Origin of the sequence: uncultured Ruegeria sp., assembly GCF_947497005.1 — a bacterium.
Lineage (GTDB): Bacteria > Pseudomonadota > Alphaproteobacteria > Rhodobacterales > Rhodobacteraceae > Ruegeria.
The window spans coordinates 1-22307 of sequence record NZ_CANMFF010000026.1 but is presented as its reverse complement, the minus strand read 5'-3'; the positions used below and the strand labels follow the sequence as shown (position 1 = coordinate 22307).

Below are 22307 nucleotides of genomic sequence, written 5' to 3'. Positions count from 1 at the left end.
ATGCTGCAAGACAGATGGAAGAAGTCGACTAAGTCACTTGGCGCTCTCGCCGCCGCGGCGACACTGTTTGCTACGAGTGCATTTGGTCAGGGGGTTCCAGTACAAGAGCCCTCATCACAGGAAGATATTGCCGCTGCCTTAGGCGGCGGTGTTCCAATGGGGCGCTGGAAAGAGGGTTTAACCTTTGAGGGTATATCACCTCAGCCGTGGCTAAAAAGCGCGGCAAACTGGTTCCCGCGCACCGAAGATGTTCAGCCCAACGAGATGCGGATCATCTTCATGGGATCGGCACCATTCATTCGTCCTGGACAGATGAACACCGCCATTCTTGTCGAACTCGGCAACGGCAAGATTTTCATGTTCGACATTGGTGAAGGCTCACCCGCGAATATCATTGCCAGTGGATATGCACTGAATGAAATCACCGACGTGTTCATTACACACCTGCACGTCGATCACTTTGGTGGCCTGCCATACCTGTGGATGTTCGGGACGTGGGCCGGTGGATGGCATGAACAGCTGACGGTGCATGGCCCTTCGGGCCGCACCGAGGAATACGGCACGGCGACGATGGTTGAAGGCATGAAAATGATGACCGGTTGGCACAGGGATGCGTTTAGCGTGTTTCCAGTTGGCAAAGGCTGGGACATCATCGTCAACGAGTTCGATTTCCGCGACAATGGTGGCGTGATCTATGACGAAGACGGTGTGAAAGTCACACATTGGCAGCGCAGCCATGCTAAGGACGGCGCGTCCGGATATCGATTGGACTGGAATGGCTTGTGCTTCATCTGGACGGGTGACGGTCGACCTAACATGATCGACATACCTTTCGCCAAAGGCTGTGATGTCTTTGTCACCGAACAGCAGCAGGAAATCATCGAAATCTCATCTGGTGTTCAGGGCGTGCCGCCATTTCTGGGGCGTTATACAGTCGATACTCATCACACACCCAGCTATGCCGCTGGCTACATTGCCAATCTGGTGCAACCCCGGCTTTTGATGAATACGCACATGAGCTATGATCCCTATCAGATTGAGGAGACCGTTGCGGAGATCCGCGAGCATTGGAAAGGTCCCTATCACTTTGGTGCGCCTGACGGCATCGTGGTCAACGTAACAAAGGATCAGATTTGGGTGCGTGAAGGTATTCTGCCACGGTTCCCGAACTCACGGGCGCCGCAGTTTGACTTCAGCAATGGCCAGCTTGTGGTGCCGCATCCTCCGCATCAGCGCGTGGACATTCAGGAGCCCTATGTGCGCGAAATGGAAATCGACCCAAAGCTGTATTACCCCGAAGGATACCACCCCGAGTTGCTGACCGAATGGCCAGTTGACGGCGATCTTGTTGTGCCTTTGGATGCTCTTCCGGATAACCTGAAAGAGAGCATGGGCGCAGCGTGGCGTCATCGTGAAGCCAACCGCAAAGTGCTGGAAGAACAAAGCGACAATTAAATCGCAACGGCAATCAAACCGGCCATCCGAATCCCCGGTTGGCCGGTCAACTTTTTCCAAAGCACCGTAGGAGGCAGGAAGCCTTGTTAATCGTACTTGGCCTCTATTTTGGATTAATCTGGCTGGTCTTCTCCAAGTTCCACCTTCTCCCCTGGAATGGGTTCTGGAAAACTCTGGTTTACGGTGTCGCTGCTGTTATTGCATTGGTGGTCATCGGCGCTCTGAACCACACAACTCCGACTGGCCCTGTATCGGTTCAGGGAGTTTCAACGAATATTGCTCCAAACGTGGCTGGCACGGTTACAGAAGTCGTTGTAGAGCCAAACCAAGAAGTCGCAAAGGGCGAGACTCTATTCCGGATAGATAGTGAAGTTTACAAAGCCGAGGTCTCCCGGCTCGAAGCTGTCTTGGAAGCTGCAAAGTCATCTGCCGATCAACTGGTATCAGATTTGTCAGCCGCCGAGGCGGAGATAGAATCCTTAACTGCTCAGCTGACTTTCGGAATCCAGCGCCGCGATGACATCATCCGTTTGGAGGAACGTGGGGCAACAACCACATTCCAACTGCAAGAGGCTGTCTCGACCATCGACCAGTTGACCGCGAACATCCGCGCAGCCGAATCTCGGAAGACCAGCCTTGAGCGGCGCATCGCCGCGAAAATCGATGGGCGTGACGCTGGTGTAGTGGAGGCCGAACAAACACTTGCACAAGCCCGTTGGGAGTTAGAGCAAACGGTTGTAAAGGCCCCAGGGAACGGCATTGTCACGGCTGTTTCGCTGCGACCAGGCAACCGTGCTACTCCGTTACAAGGTGCGATAACGTTTGTAGAGCCCGGTGACTTTGCAGTTGTTGCTACTCTGCCCCAATCCAGTCGCGCCAATGTTTCGGTCGGTGATGAAATCCGGCTTGCTTTTAGAGCAGATCCTGGCAGAGAAATCGCCGGTCGTATTTCTGCGTTTCCCGTGGGAACAACCGAAGGCACCCTTGACCTTAGGTCTGGCCTTCCTTCTTTGCGGGAGTTGGCCGGAATTTCCAGCTACATTGTATTGGTTGAACTGCCAAAGGATGCAGAAAACAGTGCAATGCAGTTTGGGACATCAGGAACGGCGTTGGTCAAAACAGACAAGGCTGGAGCAATTGGTATTTTGGCAGAAATCCTATTCTGGGTTACCAAAAAGCTCAATTATCTTTGATTCTGCTCGGTGTACATCCGGCAGCTTTTGGTTTTTGCCTTGAAGCTGCCATTTGTTCACGCCGCAGCATTTGTACCTTTGGGGCTCAGCGCTTCGTTTTCTGCGGTGAGCATGATTGGCTGGTCGCAGCCCACAGCGGACATTCAAAGTCAAACATTGCACTTTCCCTGATATGGGAGAACGCAAAAATTCGTCATCCCAACGTAGGCGGCTCGTGGATAGGCTTCACGTCCGAGATAAAGATCGCCGGTGGCGCATTCCATGGGTTTGGTTCAACACGCTTGGATGGAAGCTTGGTGATATCACGAAAATTCACCCCAAGAGGTCAGCGGATCAGATCTTAAACGTGACTCAAACGTCCAAACCTGAAAGCTTGAGGCCTTTACGTAGTTTATCGATCAGGTCTTCCGGCATGTCGCGAGCGCGGAAGGGCGCTAGTGGGTCTTTGGTTGCATCAGGGAACTCTTTTCTTAGTTCATTGACCAGGTTTCTCGCAGCGTCCAGTTCGCCGTTTAACGCCAAGGCCGCGGCGGTGGAAGCTATGTTCATGTGGCGACGTGCACCACCCATACCGGCTATTACGGCCAATGCTTCATCGTAGTCGCCCCGCACGATTGCATGCAGGTGAAAGGCATTGCCATAACCGGGATGAAGCTGAGGATTGAGTTCCCGCGCCCGAGTGATCCAGGTTTCACCTGCCTCCCATTCTCCCGAATATGCCAGAAAGATTCCCAAATCAGCGAGAATCCAGGAGTCATTAGGATTGAGATCAATTGCGCGTTGCGCGTATTTTCGGAAGATATCCGTGCTCTCCCCTACCATACGACTGTGGATCGCCAATGCGTAATACGCATCCGGGTTTTCTCGGTCAGCCTCAAGTGCCTTGTTGGCAGCACGTCGCGCCTGCACAGACCAGTCCGGCCGCGTATCCATTTGGCGCTTCTTAGACTCCAGATAATTGTAGGCGAGCCGTGACCAGGCCAGTGAATAATCAGGTTCCGCCTCAACCGTGCGTAGCAGACAGTCGCGCGCAATTCGATGATCCTCGATGGTGAATGTTTGATAGAACCAAAACGACAAGAACACACATTCATACGCATCAAGACTGTCTGGCGCCTTATTCCTAATCTCCTGTGCGATAGCTGATTTAAATAATGGTGCATCACTGGACCCGATGGCCGACGCAACCTTGCGGGCAATGTCGAGCTGGACTTCAAGCAATCGTTCCGCATTCAAATCGACATCAAACGGTCCAGGTGATGTTAACTGGCGGCAGCTTTTAGCATCGGTCAGAGTGGTCGTGACCCGAAGCTGATCGGTCGAGCGCTGCACCGTGCCTCGCAGGATAAAATCTGCGCCAAGCGTTTCGCGCAGCTTTTCGCAGCCTGTGTCGTCACGGAAGGCCAACATAGCTTCGGGCGCGATGACAAAAAGGTTGGAAAACCTGGCAAGCAACGCATTGATATCCCGGCTCAGCCCATCGCTGAAATATGTGTCACCAGGCTCAGCGCTGAGATTTTTGAAAGGCACCAGCGCGATCCGAGCACCTGTTGGAAGCTTCGAAGCGCTTGGCAATGTATGGCTATACCAAAATGCCGCAATCGCAAGTGTTGCAACAGAGGCAATTGCAGCTGCCCAGCGGCCGTATTTCGGTTGCGTTCGAATGGACCGGGCAGCTGTAGCTGGCCAAACAAAAACCTCTAGTGGTGTAGGTATGTTTTTCAGACCTTTCAGCCCCGCACTGACGAAACCTTCATCCAGCTTTCCAGCGATTTGCTCGGTCACTTGGCGGGAAATGCAAATACCGCCAGGGGGGGCCAACGCTTCGAGCCGAGAGGCGACGTTCACGCCGTCGCCGAGCAGATTGTCCCCTTCGCTGACCACATCGCCCAGATTAACCCCAATCCGGAACACCATTTGTGAGCTTTCAGACAAGTCAGCATTCTGAGCGGTCAGGCGGTGCTGAATCTCCAGCGCGGTGCGGACGGCAGTGACAGAGCTATGAAACTCTGCCAATACGCTGTCGCCAGCGCCGCCAAATACTCGCCCGCCTGCACTTTCGATACAACCATCGATGATCGTTCTACAGGTCGCGAGTGTCGCGAGTGTGCCTTCCTCATCAGCCCGCATCATTCCTGAATAGCCGACGACGTCCGCTGCAAGTATGGCCACCAGTTTCCGTTCCATACAACGCCCCTTTAGGAGCCGATCCTAACATCGTTTGCGTTTCTTCGCCAAACCGCTCAGTTTTGCGGGCGGACGAATTTGGGGGAGAAATCCAGATAGGAAATTTTCCGCTTTGGGCTCATAGCCGTCATTTCCTACGGTTTGCATACATGGCTAATTGCAGCCCAAACCAGAAATTCAAAATCGAGCTTTGCATCAACTAGGCCGTGAGACAAACAGGCGAACGCTTGGGGAAACCGCGCATACAGCCAGTACTCGGGGTTTTGAAAACCTTGCTATTCGGGCAATCCACCAGCAATCATCGCACCAAAATACCGATCTTGGTCCTCAGTATGCATAAAGGGTGTGTTTCTGTGTGTAGAAACACGGAAGTCCGGCCTGATTTCGAGTAATTTCTTTGCTTCAACCTGTGCATCTGCCAGACGTCCCATTTCTGCAAGGGTTGCGACCAAGATGCGGCGCGGAGGAAGCGACTTTGGATAAGTTGAGATGCCGGTTTTTGCCAGCAAAAGTGCTTGTTGGTAGTCCTCAATCAAGAAATGGGAAAGTGCCGCGTTGAAATTGTACCAGCCGGGATAACGCGGGTTGACCCTTTTTGCCTTATTGTTCCATTCAATCGCTTCAGCCGGCTCACCCATGAGCGAGCGCAAAAAGCCCATGTCATACAAGACCTCTGGATCATTCGGGTTCTCCCGAATTGCGCGCTCAAACGCTTGGTACGCGAGTTGGTGATCGTGGTCGGCAAACAAGTGTAGTTGTCCTAAGCGATGTTGAACGCGATAGTCAGATTGATCCAGTTCCAATGCGCGCTCTGCGTGTTGACGAGCTTTGTTCAGTGCAGTTTTCGGATCGTCCGACCCACTAAAGCGCCAAAGGCTTAGATAGCGACCGCTCAGTTCAATATGTGCAGAAAGGTAGTCTGGATCGAGCAATATTGCTCGTTCCAGAAGTTCGATTGCCTCTTGCCGACTTGCAGTATTCAGCAGCTTGCTTTTGGCAACAGCCCTCAGAAAAAGCTCATACGCTTCTTGGTCATCAGTCTGTCGTTTCTTCAGCGACGCGACTTCTTCTTCCTCAACTACTATTTTTAGGGTTGATGCGATTTCCCGTACAAGGTCAGCCTGAGCGGAAAACACTTCTTCGACGGCAATGTCATATTGTTCCGACCATAGTGCGTGTCCCGACTCTGTTTCTATAAGTGTTGAGTTAATTGAAATATTCTCGCCAACGCTCTGAACGCTACCTGACAGAATATATCGCACACCGAGCTCTCGACCTATTTCTCGCGGTTTAACCAAGCTTTCCGCAAAGGTAATCGAAGTCGAACCAGCGATCACAAATAGCTGTGGAAACTTCGAAAGCTGCGTCGTTATTGCTGTTCCAAAACCTTCTGCCAGATAGCCGACATCTTCGACAGTTGAGCGGCTCTCAAAGGGCAAAACGACGATGGAAGGTTCGTCCGGGATGGCAAGCGCCAACTCCTCTTGTTCGGCAAGAGGTGCCACTTCTCTGGATCGCCACCATATGACCGCAACTAGCACTAAACAGATGCAAACTGCACCGACCAGAGTTGGCGCCCACTTGGATATCGGTGGTTTCGTATGCGCAACTGGCTCTGATATCGCCAATGCCTTGGCCTTGTCATCTAGAACGACTTCGAATGCTCGGACTGGTCTCTCTATGTTCTTGACTTCGGTCTCACCCAGATCCTGGAAATTCAGATCCAGCTTGTCCTGAACCTGGTCCCTTACGCTGCGGTGAATGCAAATTCCTCCCGGCTCAGCCAAGCCTTCAAGTCGAGCAGCGACATTGACGCCATCACCATAAATGTCTCCATCCTCGGCAACCACATCTCCGATATTAATGCCGATCCGAAAGACAATTCTTTCGCTTTCTGGAACGTTCGAATTTCGAGAAAGCATTTCGTTTTGGACAGAAACAGCAAATTTCATTGCCTGTACGGTGCTCTCAAACTCCAATAGTGCACCATCACCCATCAACTTGATCGTCTTGCCACCAAAACTCGCTGCAAAGGGGTCAATGAGTTCTAACCGATGCGACTTTAGAGCAGCCAGCGTCGCTGCCTCATCGCGTTCCATCAGTCGCGAGTAGCCCACGACGTCAATACTCAAGATAGTGGTAAGCCGGCGTTCCACTCCCGTTCTCCCCTACACCGAAGATTATCCATCCTGATCTATTGAATCCATAGTTCTGCATTTCGCCCTATACCAAATCGCATATTTGCGGCACCGGTCAGGCTCCGACAAAGTCAGGTTTCTCATGATGGAGACCAAGCATGGTAACCAAAAGACGCTGACACTGTGTGGGCGATGAGGTGGTGCGTGGCGGTGTGGAGTATTCGTCATGCAAGCTTTAAATCTACCCGTCATTCGAGTTGGCTGATCTGCGTGGAACAAAGGTCGCGTTATTGGTCAGAAGCGCCCGCTATTGCCAAGGCATGTCTGGGCAATACGCGTTCAATTAGAAATTGCAGAAGATCATACGAACTTATGTGTAAGCTGCGGCCTTTCTGATCAGGCCAACCCGATTAGAACACGATTCTGGTTCTCAACCCAATCAGGGTGATATTGCTCCCGTTCGTGTTGAGCAGCGGATTTTCGATGAATTGGATAGACGGGGTGATCTGTACGCCGGGCGGTATCGAGAATCGATAGAACGCTTCAGCAGTGAATTGGCTACCATCCACCCCGCGTGCCTCAGCCCAGTTCGACCCGATGCCAGCGCCATCGGTATTCCGGCCATAATAGCCCAGCCCAACCGAAACCGACCGGTCATAGAGGGCGGCTGTTCCTTTGGAGGCTCCGGCCCGGAAGAAGGGTAGCCATTTGTTTTGAACCAACCAGGCAGCAGAGAAGGCTGCCCCGTAATCTTCCGGACGGCTACCATCTTGTGATGCATCGGCCTGCCATAGGTGAGCGCGCCCAAACCGGCGCGCTCACTTTTTGGTATTGCCTGTCACCACGGAGTAAAGAGCGATGTATTACTCTGCGGCAACCGCTTCCTCTGCTAGTGCCGGATAATCGGTGTACCCTTTTTCATTGCCGCCGTAGAGGGTAGTCGGATCGAGCTCATTCAGAGCGGCGCCTTTCTCCATCCGGTTGACAAGGTCAGGGTTGGAAATAAACGGCCGACCGAAAGCCACCAGATCGACGGCTCCGGTTTCGACCGCTTCAATCGCCATTTCGCGGTCATAAGCGTTGTTGCCCATTTTCGCGCCATCAAACAGATCATAGAGCATCTTCAGATCGCCACCTTCCGGAATATCGCGCGGGCCGCCGGTCTGTCCCTCCACGAGATGGAGATAGGCCAGCCCATAACCATTCAGCAATTTGACGGCATGGGCGAATGTCGCCTGTGGGTCGCTGTCGGAGATGTTGTTGGCGTCCGAGAATGGGCTGAGGCGGACACCAACGCGGTCGGCGCCCCAGACATCGACAACCACGTCCATGACCTCTTTCAGGAACCGTGCTCTATTCTCGACAGGACCGCCGTATTCGTCTTCGCGCTGGTTGGATTCGTCCCGCAGGAATTGATCGATAAGGTATCCGTTGGCTGCGTGGACCTCGACACCGTCGAAACCGGCCTCTTTGGCGTTTTCCGCGGCCCTCCGGTAGTCCGCAACGATGCCAGCAATTTCTTCGATGGCCAGAGCCCGCGGTTCAGAAGTTTCAACAAACTGCTCACCATCAAACGTCTTGGCCTTGGCTCCAATTGCGGATGGTGCAACAGGGGCGCCACCATCCTGCTGCAAGCTGTAATGCGAAATCCGGCCCACATGCCAAAGTTGGATTACGATCTTGCCGCCCTCGGTATGGACGGCCTCAGTCACTTTTCTCCAGCCATCGATCTGTGCTTCGGAATAAATGCCAGGCGTCCAGGCATAGCCTTTCCCTTGGGGCGAGATTTGCGAAGCTTCCGTGATGATCAGACCAGCACCCGCCCGTTGCGCGTAGTACTTGGCCTGCAATTCATGGACGCTGTCATCCTCGGCTCTTGCCCGGTTGCGGGTCAGTGGCGCCATGATAACGCGGTTTTTCAGCTCGATTGCACCAGCTTTGATGCCGGAGAACAGTTTTTCATCAGCCATTGCTGCTTCCTTCTTTGGTTTACTTCGTTCAAATAATTTTGGACTAATTAGTCCAATTCTAAGGTCGCGGTTTATTGTTGGAACTTTTGTTACGTTTCATAGCCTTATGACTGGGGGAGACTTAAGGCGATATCACCAACCGAGCTTGTTTCAAAGTTTGTGATATCTGATCGGGGGGAACACCCGCCTTGCGCAATGCCAACGTGCCGATTGCGAGGGAGGCATAGGCGCGTGCCTTGTCGAGTACCTGTCCCGGGTCCGAAGGCTCAAGCGCTCTTGCAATAATCTCGTCAATACTCTCCAAATGCTGTCGCCCGAGAGCCGCCACTTCATCATCATGAGGAGCAAGCTCCGTAAGGCAATTGATCAGCATGCAGCCGTCACGACCGCCTTGCGGGTTCGCCAAAGCTTCCATTATCGCACCAACGGGGTCATTTCCGCCCGCATCTGCAACGTCACGCAGATTTTTTAGACCACGCCTTGAATAGTGCCTGAGAGCTTTGTGAAACAAAGCCTGCTTGTTGCCGAACGTTCCATAGAAGCTGGACCGGCTCAAACCCATGGCCTTGGTCAAATCATCCACAGATGCGGTCTCGTAGCCCTTGTGCCAAAAAACGCACAAGGCTTTTTCCAAAGCCTCAGCTTCGTCAAAGGCGCGAGGCCTACCCGGGCCTGCGGGTGATTTGATGTCACCAACTGCGTGAGTTTCTTTGCTCATGAGCAGGATGTGGAATGGTCGGTCCAGAAATTCAAGGTGGCGGTAGGAAATTTTTGGAATGGTCAGTCCGTATTGTGACCAGAGAAAGGAATTTAGGTCGGTAGAAATACAAAACCTCCCCATCCCGCTTGGTGTCACGCTAATCTTAGGATCAGGACTGTTTGTCTTTTTGCGGGAGTGTCAGACGAGGAGGATCGTGATCGTAGAAAAGAGAGCCCGCGCTCGGTACTAGTTTCCAACACTGGACAGAATGACTGGCGGCTTTGTCCAACGCGTTGATGTTGATCACTAACAAACCAGAGATTGGTTCGGTAGATTCATGGCCAATGCCCTCAGCTTGTGAGGATTAATACTCCAATGAGTAACAAAGCCAAGAATTCAGAACTGGTTTTACGAGCATCAGAACGGCGGGTCATCGTATGCAAACCAACAATAATTTCAGCGCGCTAGGTAAAAAAACGAGGTTAGCTGAAGTTAAATTTTCCCAATGTGAACTTCTTAACTTTGGTTAGAACGGCTTTTTGGCAGTATCGTTTCATGAGTTGTTAGTGAGTTCAGTGAGTAAGTAGATGTATTTGCATAATTTCGAGGGGCATTGTTGCGCAGTCAATGACATCCGGATGGATGATTTTGCGCGTGAGTATCCGTTGCTGGACGATGTAGGCGTGCACGCACAATGGCAGAAGGGCTCCTGGCAGATCACGCGGATAGCCGACATCTGGACACGAACCGGGAAGGTACTTTCTTTACCTTACAAAGGAGCCAACGCCTATCCATCTTTCCAGTTTGCTCAGGATGGAACCCCGCTTCCTTTGATGGAAAAAGTGTTGAAAGCCCTGCCACGTGAAATGACCCCGTGGCAATGCGCGTTCTGGTTAACCTCACCCAAACTGGAACTCGGAGGGGAAAGCCCTGCAAATCGCATTCAGATCGGCGATGATTGCATAGTCGGTATCGCAGGCGATGCTGGTGGTCTGATGGCAGCTTAGTGTTAGCTTTTGGTCAGTCATACGTCGTACAGCATCTGGCAAATTCGTGTCTCCCCTGCTTTTTCTGCCTCCGGCAAGAATAGCGAGATCAGGGCACTTAAATGTCCATTCTCTTCTGAGAATTCAGAGACAATACCAAGCCGCCCATCCATAAATACGAATGGCCAAGAGCATACTGAAGTACGGGTACTAACTAGGTCTTCGAATATCGATACCCGTTGGAGAAACCCTTCCGACAAGTACAACTGCTCTGCAAATCTGTTATCTGCCGCTACGCGTAGCGGAAACTCAACAAACTCGGTTTCTGCATATTTCTGTCAAACAGACTTCACCGCTCAAACACAGCCATCATCTGCCTGCGCAATCGCGCCAGATCCTCATCCACACTAGCGGCAGGATCGCACGCGAATGTTGGCAATGCCTCCACACGGATCGTCCCGCTGCGCGGTAAATGTTTGCCGCGTGGAAGTAGACTATCGCTGTCGTGGATGACAATAGGGGTGATCGTGCGGCCAGTTTCTCGGGCGACTAAGACAGCACCCGCTTTAAAGTCCCCTAGCGATTCTGTTTTGGATCGGGTGCCTTCTGGGAATAGCACGATGGAACAGCGGGCAGGCATTTCCCTGACAGCCTTTATAAGCGTATCCATGGCCGTTGAACCGGAGTCTCGGTTGATAGGGACGAGACCCGCTCCATCAAAACCAGTGCGCAGGAGTTTGCTGTTCCAGAACTCTGACTTCGCCGCGAAAGTGAACCATTTGGTGTCGGGCACCACGTGCATGAGACTGAAGCCATCAAGATGGCTACGGTGGTTGACTACGATGACGCTGTTGGTGTCGGCGGCGAGGGCATTCTTTTCCTCAGGACGCATCTCGACGCGGATGCTGAGGAGCCACAGCAGGCGTGAACATGACCTTTTCACCAGGCGCCAATACCAACCCCGAAACCCTCTGCGCCGAACGCAAAGAAGAGGGACAAAGGCCACGAAGAGGAAATAAAACAGGCCGATAAGAACAAGTATAGCGCGCTTGATTAGGCGTATTGGCAAAGGGTCAATGGCGCGAGTGGCGCGGTCTTGACCGTCAGGTGAAAGGGGCATGACGTCCTCTGATAGGGCCTGTGGCGGGTGTGTAAGCCGTTAATAAAGGCCATCGGAGGTTCCTCCGGTGGCGCATTGATATGCGCCACTTGCAAAGGAAGACAGCCACCGCACACCTCTCTATCTGTCGAAGTCAATGCCAGATCAATGAGAAAAGACGACGTAGCGGAATGTATCTTGGTGTTTTTGAGCGACTTGAGTACCAACTGGCCGGCCTTGACCTGGAAAACCGGCAAGAGATCTTATTGCTTGCTATCCGCAAAGCAACGACAGTCGGTAAGCTCTCAATGGTAGGAAAAAATTGCGCCCTAAGGGTAACAGAGTTGTAAATGATGGCTCGCTTACTCGAGTGGAAGTTCGATACACCGTCGATAGACACCATCCGGTTTGGAATGCCCCCAGACAAGTGGTTGACTTCAACCTGTATGGTGAACTAGTTCGATACACATGGTGAAAGCGTTCAACATTTCCAAAGGTTATTATCCTCAGCTTGCATAGCTGCGGACGCTTTACTGTGAATTTTCCGCTGCCCTGACAGCGGTCTTAGCATGAAATGATCTCTCGCCAGGCGGCAGTTTTTGAGGTCATGAGATGAAAAAATCGACAGTTGAAAAAGCCACGACATCCGTCGGAATCATTGGTTTCGGTGCATTTGGGCAGCTAATTGCCAAACACTTGAATCAGAAATTCGAGTTGCTTGCATATGACCCGTCACCACACCTAAGAAAAGACGCGTCGAAACTCGGCGTGTCATTTGCTGCTCTTGGTCAAGTAGCGAAGTGTGACGTTATTGTAATCGCTTCACCTGTTTCAAGCTTTGAGAGTGTCGCGAGGTCCATTGCCCCAATCTGCCGCCCTGGTGCGATCATAGTTGATGTTGGTTCGGTAAAAGTTGAGCCCTCTGAGATTATGGATAGGTTTCTTCCAGATTACGTCAGTATTGTCGCAACCCATCCACTATTTGGCCCGCAAAGCGCCCGCAATGGTGTCAGAGGTCGAAAGATCGCTATTTGTCCAATACGCGGACAGCACCATATCCACGTTGCGGCTTTTCTACGAAAACACCTGGGCCTTCACGTCATAATGACGACACCAGACCAGCACGACAGGGATGCGGCAACTGTTCAAGGCATTACCCACTTGATTGCCAAAGTGTTGCTGCGCATGGGGCCATTACCGTCTCGCATGACGACCAGGAGTTTTGACCTGATCTCAGAAGCTATCTCGATGGTACAACATGACGCGCCGGAAGTTTTTGAAGCGATTGAGAACGCGAACCCCTACGCAAAAGAGGTCAGGCAACGGTTCTTTGGTTTGGCGTTCGAACTGAGTTCCAATTTGGAAGATAGCGAGGAGCACGATTGAGCAGCTACCTGCGCCTAGCCCCATTCCTCGCGACGATGAATGCGGCCGAACCGTTCTCCGGACGCCATTTGTGTTCGATGCTGAACCCGAACGCCTGCATTCTCTCGACAAGGATTTCTTGGGTAAGAACGCGGATCTTGGGCAATAGACCGATGGCCCCAAGGGCTGGTATAGCGTACTTCTCCACTCCCTCCAGGCAGACTGTCGAGCTGAAGAGCAGGCCACCCTCTTTCAGTGAGTTGCTAACACGATCCAAAGTTGCGTCAAGATCCAGAACCAGGTGCAGTATCGACATAGCCAATACCGCATCATACTTCTGATCCTTTACCGGAATGGGCCAGCAATTGAACGCACTTACTTCGAAGTTCACGTTCCCAACACCCTGTTCTTTGGCTTTCTCCCGAGCAATTGAGATCATTTCTGAAGAGTAATCGATAGCGTCGATATGAGCGACATTTGGAGCGTGAATGAGTGCCGTCGTTCCCGTGCCGCAACCGATTTCCAGGAGGCGGTCCTGAGAGGAAAGATGTCTCGCAGTAAAGTCGAGCTTGTATTCGTAGGCAGCTTGGTTTCCGACGGGGCGGCGTGCATATGAACGCGCCATCATGTTCCAAAATCGTGGTGGATGGATGAGCATATCTGTTCCTTGGAATAATATGTTGCAGTCGCGAAGACTTAACTGGCGTCTTGGATATCGAAGACTTTTTCGAGGGGCTTGTCGAAGACGCGGGAAATCAGGATCGCCAATTCGAGCGTTGGTGAATATTTTGCATTTTCGATGGCGACGATAGTTTGTCGGGTCACACCAACTCTTTCGGCGAGCTCTTTTTGAGTCATTTCGTCGGCGTCAAACCTTAGACGTCGGATGTTGTTGGTGATCTTGAGCTTTCCCATGGCTCAATACCCGCGCCGATAGCTGATGAATTTGACGATATCTGCCGCAAAAGACCCGAATGCCATGCCGAAATAGATAATGTTAAACCCAATCAAAGCTGATGCGTTGAAGGCCAGGGCCAGGACGGCAGAGACAAAGCCTGCACCTGCGAAGACAATGATCGCGAGGCTACCGCGGCGTTCGAACAGTTTGTCCCGTTCATCGACGACGAAACTGGGCTTAGGTTCGCGTGTGACAATCGCAAAACCGATATTGAACAAAATTGTGCCAATTATGGTAGCGACGATACCCAACGGGATTAGCCAGATCACCATACGGGCCCAATTGTTGACGGCATCAGGGCCATCGAACATCCCAGAGGCATTCATATCCAGAAGCCGAAAAACGACGAAGGCGCTAACAGCAAGATTCACAAAGATCGAGACGACAGTGTTGCGATCCTGGTAGGTCATTTCTGAGGCGCTCCATTGTGCAATATGCAATTGGTTCGTGTCTAACATTTTTTACATTGTGTATGCTTTCATATACTTATTGTCAAATAACATTGCCACACTACATTAGCGAGTTGCTGGAGTTCGCGTTGGTGACTGACGTCTATTGCGCTACCAATCTAGGCGATCACGAGCCCATACCTCGCTGCTGAAGTTTATCTGAGCACCAACGTCCTGGCTGAAGCTTTGGCAACAACACAGGCTTCAAAATACTGTCTTCGCCATACAAGGATGGATTCGATGACAAAAACTGAGACTGAGCAATTTGAACACATCCAGTTCCGGATCCCAAAGGCGAAACTGGATGAGTTTAATACGATGGTCTACGAGTGCTATGGCATGAAGCATGGCGGTAATCCGTTTGCAGATTTTGGCGTGTGTCGCAGCCTCTTCACCTTCGTAGGCGGAGATCTCGATTTCAAAGCAGCGATCCGCATCGGCGGTTTGGGCATTTCTAAAATTGCGCATACAAATCTCCCATGTGTCTTAGAGAGATATCGCCCAAGAAACCCGAAGCTGTCTTGCGGCCAGCAAAGCGTATCGATAACCAGCCAAAGGCGCGAATTGCAGCCTCAGCCGATTTTGGCTCGAACTGTTCATCTGACGGTTTCAGCAGGTCATAGGGTCGGTTTAGGCGGCACCAAGGTCCGGAAAGCGGGACAAAATTGCCAGTCGCAGCACGCGCATAATTACGAAGAGTTTGCAAAAGTCAGCGGCGAACGGCCGAAATGATGACGGACGGAGCCGGGACCAGAAAACCGCCATTGTGTTTAATACCTTGTGAGCGAGTACGTGCCGCCAGATCAGAGCGAATTGCATCTCGTTTTGTGACTGGCTGCGCTCCCAAAAGTGATGCTGCGCGAACGGCACCCTGATCAAAGGCATCAAACAAGTCTTCAGGTTGCTGCAGATACAGTTCTGAGGGCACGTCGATCAACTGAACTTCTGCAAATCCTGCTTTGGTGACCATAGGTTCAGCAGCAGAGCGGTCTACAAGCATATGGGCATCAGGTCCGAAGGGCAATGTGACCGAGGGGTCGCCCAGGCGTCCAACCGCATCGAACAACCAACCGAATGCACCATTTGATCCTTTCCCTCTCCAGATTGAAAACGCGATACGCCCGCCTGGTTTCAATACTCTTGCCGCTTCCGCCAAACCACGTTCAGGATCGGGAAAGTGCGGTACGCCAAAACCAATAGTGACAGCGTCAAAACTGTTATCGGCAAAGTCCATTGACATCGCATCTCCTTGGACAAAGGAAGCGTCCGGCACAGCTGATTGAGCAAGGGATATCATAGCCGCAGAAAAGTCGAGTCCAGTTACAGAAGCGCCTCTTGCCGAAAGTTCCGCAGCGACAACACCATGCCCGGTGCATAGATCAAGAACCGTTGACTTAGAGCCAGCCGAAACCGCATCCGAAAGCCTTTGCGCAACAGCGAGCGTAGCTCGGTCGAACCCATCTGCATAACCCTTGGCGATAGCTGGATTGGCCCAGCCTTCGCGCTCCATCTTTTCAAAATCATTGAGGTCGGTCATGCATCCTCCAAATCAGGTCAACGTAGCACCAACAGTTTTCTGAAGCTAATGGAAGCACTCTTGGCGCCGAACGACACCCTCCCGACAATCGCGCTATGACGTCTGCTTTGGGCTCAGAGCGGCCGTTCGCATTCATTGTCGCGGAGTCCGCATCCAGCCCCAAACCGGACATTCACCACAAGACTTTGCAAATCCCGAGATGCGGACAAAGCTCCAATTCGCTGCGGTTGCACCAACGTCAGCTTTGGCGACCCGGACTTCCGTGCGGATCAGATCGCTAACTGCTGCTCAACAATTGTGGCAAAGTAAGCGCAGCCATAAGCGAGTGCGTCATCATTGAAATCGAAGGCTGGGTTGTGCAATGCCGCGCTATCTCCGTTGCCGATAAACATGAAATTGCCCGGACGTTGCTCAAGCATGAAAGAAAAATCCTCTCCACCCATGGTTGGCGATCGGTTGCCGTCAACTGCCTCGGAACCCACCAGTTTGGTGGCCGCATCAATAGCAAAGTCGGTTTGTGTTGGGTCGTTTTCCGTCACCGGCAAATCGTCGATGTAATTGAGATAGATGTCCGTACCCGTCATGGACGCTACACCCGCACAAATTTCGAACATCCTTTGTTTGCCCAAAGCACGTGCCTTGCTGGATAGGCTGCGCACGGTCCCTCTGATCTCCGCTGTCTCAGCAATGATGTTATCTGCTATCCCCATGTGGATTTGCGTGATTGAAACGACATGTTGCGCCGACGTATTTATTGAACGCGACACAATAGTCTGGAAACCTTGGATGATCTGAGCAACGGCAATGGCTGGGTCGAGACCCTCGTGTGGAAAAGCTGCATGGCAGCCTTTTCCAGTTATTTGTACTTCAAAGAGGTCCGCTGACCCCATTATGCCACCCGGGCGAGTTGAGAAATGGCCGATGGGCAGACCAGGTGACGTATGAAGCGCAAAAACGCTTTGAATACCAAAACGATTCATCAGACCGTCCTGAACCATGGCGAGGCCACCGCCTTCCGCCTCTTCCGCTGGTTGGAAAATCAGAACCGCAGTTCCATTGAAATTACGGGTCTCGCTCAGATAGCGCGCAGCGCCCAGCAGCATCGTTGTGTGCCCATCATGTCCGCAGGCATGCATTCGGCCTTCTATTTTAGACGCGTAAGGGAGATTTGTCTGCTCCTGCATGGGCAAAGCGTCCATGTCCGCGCGTAAGCCAATCACTTTGTTGCTTGCTGTACTTTCGCCTTTTATCACCGCAACGACGCCGGCTTTCCCAATACCAGAATGAACTTCGTCGACACCCATCTCATGCAAGCGCTCAGCAACCAAACCGGCGGTTCTATGAACGTCGAATGTGATTTCCGGATGTGCATGAAAGTCGCGACGCCATTCAAATAGTTCAGTTAGCTGCGCGTCAAAAACTTCAGTGTGAACCATTGGTCTGCCCTCAGAAATGACCTTCAATGATATGATGCTACACAAAAGCGGTCATGATCAATTGGCGGTTCTTCGGTAGCCCTACGGCTCTCGGCAGACCTTGGCTGCATGATTCACTGAGGTCTGCAATGCGGACGAAGCGGACGTATGATGTGATCGCTCCAAAGACAGCTACGCACCCAATACAGACATTACATTCCCACATGCCGGAAAGGACGCGGACCTTATTTGCGGGGGGGCAAACACGTGGCTTTGTTGAAAGCTCCGCTCAAGATCGAACATATTGCTACATCTTTTTGGCAGAAAGCTCGGAGCGGAACGCTCCGAGCCGTGTTCCCGACCATCAGGACTGACTAAGCTTCTTGAGTTGCAGGAAGCTCATCACCGCAAGAAACGCAAAGAAAGCGGGATCCGACCAGCCAAAGCCAGTGAAGATACCTGTCAGCGCCGCATATAGCGTTACGACAAAACCAAGTGCGTTGGTTGCCATCAGCCCGGTTAGCAGCTTCTGGGCGGTTGTACCGTCGGTCACATTCCTAAGCAGAAAGCCAATAATGGCAATCCCTCCAAGAAAAATGCTGTTGTGCTGGGACAGGAACCAGGCGTAGCGGTCATTCAGTTCCAAGCCGTAGTTTGGCCACAGAAAGCCAGGCAGAAAAAACAGCGCAAAGGCAAAGAACGCATAGATTGTGCTGTGAAGGGTCAGGAATGTTCGATTACTCATTTGAAAGCTCCTAGTGTGTGTGCAAGTGTAAGAGGGGTCCTGATCAGACCACCTCACCCAAGGGGGCATTGGTGATTGAGCTGAGGTCTTCCATGATATCAAACACATGGTCCGACGTTACGGTGACACCGATTGCCGCCAGACGCTTCACATGCATCGCCTTGTAGGTTTCCTGGGCGGCGAGATCCCGGAACAGATAGGTCGAACCGAAATCACCACTGCTTTCATCAACGGTCCAGATTTTCCAGATCACCCCAGCTTCCTGCGCAATGCTTTCAGCCAACCGCTTGGTGCCCTCGGCAAATTCTTCGGTCATGGGGCCGTCATATGTCATGTGCAGATCCCAGATTTTCATCGTGCTCATTAGCTTTGTCCTTTTGACTTTCTCGCTCCGGTTTTGTGTGTGGCGAAGCGTGTGGTTTCCATTGCCAAGCAAGATAGTCAGGGATATTTGTTAGATAAACAGTCATTTTTGGATCGTAATGTAAGGAATATCTAACAATGAGGCGAAATGAGTTGAACGACGTGTCGATATTCGTGGCGGTTGCTCAAGAGAACGGTTTCCGCGCGGCGGCTGACAAACTGAAACTTGGCGCGGGTTCGGTAAGTGAAGCTGTCCAGAGGTTCGAAGATCGCCTTGGCGTGCGCCTGATCGAAAGATCGACCCGGGCCATCGCCCTGACCAAAGCGGGCGAACTTCTTTATCGCCGTAGCCTGCCAGCAATCAATGATCTGGAAACAGCACTGAAAGATATTCACGACCTAAGCGAAGATCTGTCGGGCACGCTTCGGCTAACGGCCCCGACCGCCGCGGGCCAATTGTTTCTGGATGCCCTAATCACAGGATTTGCAAATGAACATCCGGCGGTGGCGATTGAACTTATCTATGACGAAACAAAAGTCGATCTCGTAACCAGCGGGGTTGATGCCGCTGTCCGTGCTGAGACCCTGCTTGATCCTGACACATATGCCATCGCAATTGGCCCCACACTGAAGATGACGATTGTCGCGTCCCCCGACTATCTAGCCAAAGGCCCGCCCCTAGAGAAACCGACAGATGTGGCGGCACATAGCGGGGTCTGTTTTGCTATTACAGGCGCCGACAAGCTGGCCCCGTGGGAATTTGCAGGCACAGACGGTCCCTATTCGGTCATGCCACGCCCCAAGATCGTCACCAACGACGTGACCTCCATCCTTGAAGGCGCAAAGGCGGGGCTTGGGCTGGCCTATATCTTTGCAAGCTCTGTCGAAAGCTCGCTGGAAGACGGCAGGTTGGTTCAGGTTCTGGAAGGCCAGACCGCTGCTTTGCCCCGGTTCTCCCTGAACTACCTGTCCAAGCGCAATATGCCGCCCCGTGTCAGAGCTTTCGTTGATTATGCGAAACGGTGCAATCCTTAAACAAAATCGCTCATCTCTGCACTATCAAACAAGTTCCGTTTCTTGGAACCGAATTGAACCTTGGTAGAGCATCATTAAGGGTCCAGTATGGGCCGGTTCACGGAACTTGACAAAACGTCGTGGCCGTCCCTGCGCAGAAGGGCGGCTACGCGAGCCCAGCACCATCCCCCTTGCCACGCTCCATGGACCAATACAAATGTCGCCATAACCCGCCCAACTCCGTCGATGCTGCAATGACAGTAGATTCAACAGGGCCGCCTCGTCCACAGGATCGTTTGGACGTTCAGCGCCAATTCCCTGCATATACACACAGCTCTCGAACCGTCCAATCAAATGGCCATACTAAAATCATAAATTACGATTTGATTATACATTATGTATGAGTATCCTCCCACATAGAGACAGCATATAGCGCGAAGCCGCAGGAGGTATTGGTGGGTCACGTTAAGTCGTTAGTTGCGATTTCGCTAACTGCATTGGCAACAGTATTCCCCAACCCAAGCGTCGCAAACGAGATATCAGAGCAGATTGCTTCTCTACTCGGTGCCAAGTTGGACGTGAGTAGCACGCCACCTGACAGCAAGAGCTTGGATGCTGAAATCCTAGTACCGCGTTTTTACGAAGAGAGGGACTTCACTCCTGCGTGGGCAGGCGATGTATTGTCGGACGAACTCTTTGATGAGTTGGATAGTGCAATAGAACAGGGTTTCAGACCAGAAGACTTTGACTTAGCGGAGCTTCAAGCCGCATTTAAGGTCGCCCAAAGTGGGGATGTCTCTAATCAAGCATTGTTCGATATTCTGGCAACCGACGCTGCTGTGAAACTGGTTCATCATTTGGTGTTTGGGAAAGTCGACCCAAATGCACTGGACGACGATTGGAACTTCTCAAAACCGGTAATTCAACAAGACCCAGCCGTTGTCCTAAATCAGTTTCTTCAAGGCGAAGGTTTTAGCGCGTTAATCGAACGCATCGATATCGACAATGCGCAGTATATGATGCTTGTCGAAGCACTGAGTAAGTATAGGGCCATTGCTTTACAGGGCGGTTGGACCAATGTTCCGGATGAAACCGTTCTTAAACCAGAGATGGTGGACCCTGCTGTCGCTAAGCTGCGCGAAAGGCTGGCGGCAGAAGGCTTCGTTGAAACAAGCGGTTCTTCTGAAGATGGCGAAAACGGCATAAACACAGCTTGGGTTTACGACGATAACTTGGTGAAATTAGTCAAATCTTTTCAGAGTCGGCATGGATTAGAAGCCGATGGGGTCATTGGCGGTAAGACGTTCGCATCGCTAAACAAACCGGTGGAAGATCGAATTAACAAGCTGCGTCTCAGCTTGGAACGTGGCCGCTGGCTTATGCGGGAAGTCGACGACGAATTCGTGCTGGTGAACATTGCAGGAGCCCGCACATATTTGGTCACATCGGATGGCACGCTTTGGACCACTAGATCAATCACAGGGTCAGCCTATCGAAAGACCCCAGTGTTCCGAGACGAAATCAAGTACATGGAATTCAATCCCACCTGGACCGTTCCCGCCTCGATTTTTCGTAAAGACAAACTTTCGCGCATCCGCAAGGATCCAGCCTATCTGACACGCAACAACTATGTCGTTCGGAACAAGGATGGTCAGACAATCCCCCCAAACGCTGTAAACTGGGGGGCGAAGAACCCCGGCGTGACCCTGGTTCAGCAACCAGGCCCGGACAATGCGCTGGGTTTGGTTAAGTTCATGTTTCCAAACAAATACGCTGTGTACTTGCACGACACAAACGACAAAACCCTTTTTGACCGAAACGAGAGAAATCTCAGTTCCGGCTGCGTTCGCCTTGAGTATCCGTTCGAGTTCGCGAGCCTTCTGATGGAGGGAGAGCCAGATTGGAGCCGACAGAAGATGCAGTCCATTCTGGATAGCGGGAAGACAACGCGCGTTGATCTACCTGAGCCAATGCCAGTTCTTTTGACATACTGGACAGCGTGGGTTGAAGACGGGGTCGTTCATTTCCGCGAGGACCCATACGAGCGGGATGCTCGTATCCTGGCAGCATTGGACCGATGAGCACAAATTGCGCGACGCGCGAGAACCGAATTATGTGCCCAACTTGTCCAGTAGTTTGGCAAACGCCGAATTGCAGGTAGACAAAACCGCGTAGGCGACGACAGGGGGATGCATGAGGACTTGGCTGTTTAGAACAATTGGGATTGTCTTAATACTTGTGTTTGCAACAATCGCATTTGTTTGGTTGCTACTTGCTGCGCCGCTATTCTCGGGGATGCGACGTGACCTGGTTGAAAAAGTCCTTTCTGAACAAATCGGACAACCGATTGTGGTCAATGACGATGTAAGTATCGCGCTTGGACGCATTACCCACATTTACGTCGGCGGAGTGGTTATCCCGAGCCAAACAATGCCGGAAACATCTCTTGCAGAATTGAACCTGCTGGAACTGGAATTGGATGTTGCTGCTTTGGCCAATCGGCGTCTGCACTTTGACAACCTCGTCGTTGACGGTCTCCAGGCGAATTTCCTTACTGCTGCTGACGGCACTACAAGTTGGCGAAAAGGCCGACCGACGCCAAAAGCTGAACCCGAAAACGCCACGGAAAAGGACAATCAAGAGGCTATAACTGAGACAGGCTGACCTGCCCCCCGAGGCTCCCTCATTCATAACGAGAGTCTGCGGGTCTGGTCTTCATATTCGTCGTCGTTG

The 22307-nt window shown here is 52.0% G+C and carries 20 protein-coding genes and 1 pseudogene; 8 read left to right on the top strand and 13 right to left on the bottom strand.

The window, feature by feature from the left end; genetic code table 11:
* On the top strand, positions 1 to 1455 hold the full coding sequence (gntH, locus tag Q0816_RS23300; protein ID WP_298855201.1) for a guanitoxin biosynthesis MBL fold metallo-hydrolase GntH: 1455 nt from the start codon (positions 1 to 3) through the stop codon (positions 1453 to 1455).
* Positions 1456 to 1538: 83 nt separating this feature from the next.
* Complete coding sequence (locus Q0816_RS23295) at positions 1539 to 2648, top strand: efflux RND transporter periplasmic adaptor subunit (RefSeq protein ID WP_298855199.1); 1110 nt, start codon at positions 1539 to 1541, stop codon at positions 2646 to 2648.
* Positions 2649 to 2999: 351 nt separating this feature from the next.
* Here the strand turns inward: Q0816_RS23295 and Q0816_RS23290 are convergent, their stop codons facing one another.
* The 5 genes and pseudogenes from Q0816_RS23290 to Q0816_RS23270 all read right to left on the bottom strand — a co-directional run bounded on the left by Q0816_RS23290 (position 3000) and on the right by Q0816_RS23270 (position 9799).
* Positions 3000 to 4835, bottom strand: a complete 1836-nt coding sequence (locus tag Q0816_RS23290) for an adenylate/guanylate cyclase domain-containing protein (protein WP_298855197.1) — start codon at positions 4833 to 4835, stop codon at positions 3000 to 3002.
* A 275-nt stretch (positions 4836 to 5110) separates the two neighbouring features.
* The gene (locus Q0816_RS23285; RefSeq protein ID WP_298855195.1) at positions 5111 to 6991 is read right to left on the bottom strand and encodes a tetratricopeptide repeat protein; all 1881 of its coding nucleotides are present in this window, start codon (positions 6989 to 6991) and stop codon (positions 5111 to 5113) included.
* A gap of 392 nt (positions 6992 to 7383) precedes the next feature.
* Positions 7384 to 7710: pseudogene (locus Q0816_RS23280) on the bottom strand (carbohydrate porin); the annotation flags it as partial.
* Positions 7711 to 7836: 126 nt separating this feature from the next.
* Complete coding sequence (locus Q0816_RS23275) at positions 7837 to 8943, bottom strand: alkene reductase (RefSeq protein WP_298855192.1); 1107 nt, start codon at positions 8941 to 8943, stop codon at positions 7837 to 7839.
* Positions 8944 to 9064: 121 nt separating this feature from the next.
* Positions 9065 to 9799 (bottom strand): TetR/AcrR family transcriptional regulator, encoded by a 735-nt coding sequence (locus Q0816_RS23270; protein WP_298855189.1) that lies wholly within the window; start codon positions 9797 to 9799, stop codon positions 9065 to 9067.
* A gap of 482 nt (positions 9800 to 10281) precedes the next feature.
* Between Q0816_RS23270 and Q0816_RS23265 the strand changes: the two genes are divergently transcribed.
* On the top strand, positions 10282 to 10650 hold the full coding sequence (locus Q0816_RS23265; RefSeq protein ID WP_298855186.1) for a hypothetical protein: 369 nt from the start codon (positions 10282 to 10284) through the stop codon (positions 10648 to 10650).
* Between the two features lie 328 nt (positions 10651 to 10978).
* Here the strand turns inward: Q0816_RS23265 and Q0816_RS23260 are convergent, their stop codons facing one another.
* A complete protein-coding gene (locus Q0816_RS23260) occupies positions 10979 to 11749 on the bottom strand; it encodes a 1-acyl-sn-glycerol-3-phosphate acyltransferase (RefSeq protein WP_298855184.1) in 771 nt (256 codons plus the stop codon).
* Positions 11750 to 12340: 591 nt separating this feature from the next.
* Here Q0816_RS23260 and Q0816_RS23255 point away from each other — a divergent pair.
* Positions 12341 to 13114: a prephenate dehydrogenase gene (locus Q0816_RS23255; protein ID WP_298855181.1), complete on the top strand. Its 774-nt coding sequence runs from the start codon at positions 12341 to 12343 to the stop codon at positions 13112 to 13114.
* Between the two features lie 4 nt (positions 13115 to 13118).
* Here Q0816_RS23255 and Q0816_RS23250 read toward each other — a convergent pair whose 3' ends face one another.
* The 3 genes from Q0816_RS23250 to Q0816_RS23240 are packed head-to-tail and all read right to left on the bottom strand — an operon-like array spanning position 13119 to position 14461.
* Positions 13119 to 13751 (bottom strand): bifunctional 2-polyprenyl-6-hydroxyphenol methylase/3-demethylubiquinol 3-O-methyltransferase UbiG, encoded by a 633-nt coding sequence (locus Q0816_RS23250; RefSeq protein ID WP_298855178.1) that lies wholly within the window; start codon positions 13749 to 13751, stop codon positions 13119 to 13121.
* 38 nt (positions 13752 to 13789) lie between these two features.
* Positions 13790 to 14008: a helix-turn-helix transcriptional regulator gene (locus tag Q0816_RS23245; RefSeq protein WP_010443208.1), complete on the bottom strand. Its 219-nt coding sequence runs from the start codon at positions 14006 to 14008 to the stop codon at positions 13790 to 13792.
* A gap of 3 nt (positions 14009 to 14011) precedes the next feature.
* Positions 14012 to 14461, bottom strand: coding sequence for a hypothetical protein (locus Q0816_RS23240; RefSeq protein WP_298855164.1), 450 nt, complete (start codon positions 14459 to 14461; stop codon positions 14012 to 14014).
* 279 nt (positions 14462 to 14740) lie between these two features.
* Between Q0816_RS23240 and Q0816_RS23235 the strand changes: the two genes are divergently transcribed.
* A complete protein-coding gene (locus tag Q0816_RS23235) occupies positions 14741 to 15232 on the top strand; it encodes a hypothetical protein (RefSeq protein ID WP_298855162.1) in 492 nt (163 codons plus the stop codon).
* On the opposite strand, the gene Q0816_RS23230 is transcribed toward Q0816_RS23235, so the two are convergent.
* The 4 genes from Q0816_RS23230 to Q0816_RS23215 form a co-directional block, all read right to left on the bottom strand.
* Entirely contained in the window at positions 15210 to 16037 is an 828-nt protein-coding gene (locus tag Q0816_RS23230; protein ID WP_298855159.1) for a methyltransferase domain-containing protein, read from the bottom strand. The genes Q0816_RS23235 and Q0816_RS23230 overlap by 23 nt on opposite strands.
* 269 nt (positions 16038 to 16306) lie before the next feature.
* On the bottom strand, positions 16307 to 17473 hold the full coding sequence (locus Q0816_RS23225) for a M20 aminoacylase family protein (RefSeq protein ID WP_298855156.1): 1167 nt from the start codon (positions 17471 to 17473) through the stop codon (positions 16307 to 16309).
* A 343-nt stretch (positions 17474 to 17816) separates the two neighbouring features.
* On the bottom strand, positions 17817 to 18197 hold the full coding sequence (locus Q0816_RS23220) for a hypothetical protein (protein WP_298855153.1): 381 nt from the start codon (positions 18195 to 18197) through the stop codon (positions 17817 to 17819).
* A 43-nt stretch (positions 18198 to 18240) separates the two neighbouring features.
* Positions 18241 to 18561, bottom strand: a complete 321-nt coding sequence (locus tag Q0816_RS23215; RefSeq protein ID WP_298855150.1) for a monooxygenase — start codon at positions 18559 to 18561, stop codon at positions 18241 to 18243.
* Positions 18562 to 18698: 137 nt separating this feature from the next.
* Between Q0816_RS23215 and Q0816_RS23210 the strand changes: the two genes are divergently transcribed.
* From Q0816_RS23210 to Q0816_RS23200, 3 genes are all read left to right on the top strand, one after another.
* Positions 18699 to 19595, top strand: a complete 897-nt coding sequence (locus Q0816_RS23210) for a LysR family transcriptional regulator (protein WP_298855147.1) — start codon at positions 18699 to 18701, stop codon at positions 19593 to 19595.
* A 434-nt stretch (positions 19596 to 20029) separates the two neighbouring features.
* Complete coding sequence (locus tag Q0816_RS23205; RefSeq protein WP_298855144.1) at positions 20030 to 21655, top strand: L,D-transpeptidase family protein; 1626 nt, start codon at positions 20030 to 20032, stop codon at positions 21653 to 21655.
* A 112-nt stretch (positions 21656 to 21767) separates the two neighbouring features.
* Complete coding sequence (locus tag Q0816_RS23200) at positions 21768 to 22238, top strand: hypothetical protein (RefSeq protein WP_298855141.1); 471 nt, start codon at positions 21768 to 21770, stop codon at positions 22236 to 22238.
* Positions 22239 to 22307: the final 69 nt, after the last annotated feature.